We start from the raw sequence: 725 nt of genomic DNA, 5'->3' as shown, positions 1-725 counted from the left end.
ATAATCCTTCGATTTTCCGGCATAAAAAACTCTTGACCCAGAATTACACGGCATCCCTCCCCCCATCGTATTAACATGTTTATTGCTTCCCTCTCTAATTTTCCCCCCTATACATGACAACAAAAACCGGAGCCGGGCTCCGGTTTTTGTGAAGCTGTCGGCTATTTCATCCCGCCAATATTTTCCCACGTCCCGTCAGCACGCAGGATTTGCAGCGGTCTTACCACACACTGTATCTGCTTTTTATCTGCATCCAGGATCACCACCTGTGTGATTACCCTGTCCTGCTCCGGAATAATGCCATTCTCATCTGACTCCAGAATGTCTGCCGGTCCCAGTCGCAGTTGTGCTGTAAGCGACTGCCCGTTTTCACAGTCATCATGCTTTCCGCAACCGCACAGACTCTGCATAAGCTTTCTCAAAATATTCATGTCATTCTCCTGTTCTGCCTGTATCACTGCCCACTTCATCCAGCCCCTTGACATCCTGCCACGGCCCGTCACCAAACCTGACCTGCAAATGCTGAAAAAAACCCTGAACCCGTGTGGCATCTTTGGGGTCAAGAAAGGTCAGTCCGGTGATGAGTGCGCCATCTGTATCCGGGAACCAGCCATGGCTGTTTGTCTCAATAATGTTTCCCGGCCCCAGACGGAACCGTATTTGCGTCTCCCCCGGGTCGCCCTTCGGCCCCTGAGGTCCGGTTGCCCCTACCGGGCCAGCCGCAC

General features: G+C 52.4%; 2 protein-coding genes. Both read right to left on the bottom strand.

Annotated elements, in window-relative coordinates:
- Positions 1 to 161: 161 nt before the first annotated feature.
- Positions 162 to 431 carry a phage tail fiber C-terminal domain-containing protein gene (locus tag Y887_RS17430; protein WP_001024006.1) on the bottom strand — a complete coding sequence of 90 codons (270 nt, stop codon included), beginning with the start codon at positions 429 to 431 and terminating at the stop codon, positions 162 to 164.
- 1 nt (position 432) lies between these two features.
- On the bottom strand, positions 433 to 725 hold a 293-nt coding region (locus Y887_RS19510; RefSeq protein ID WP_170993396.1), incomplete at its 5' end, for a phage tail fiber C-terminal domain-containing protein.

Source organism: Xanthomonas pisi DSM 18956 (assembly GCF_001010415.1).
Taxonomy (GTDB): domain Bacteria; phylum Pseudomonadota; class Gammaproteobacteria; order Xanthomonadales; family Xanthomonadaceae; genus Xanthomonas; species Xanthomonas pisi.
Note: the sequence above shows the minus strand (reverse complement) of the source record. Positions and strands in the feature narration are given on the sequence as shown.

Coding starts and splice junctions, on each gene's coding strand:
- Y887_RS17430 (WP_001024006.1), bottom strand. CDS start 431: ATGAATATTTTGAGAAAGCTTATGCAGAGTCTGTGCGGTTGCGGAAAG.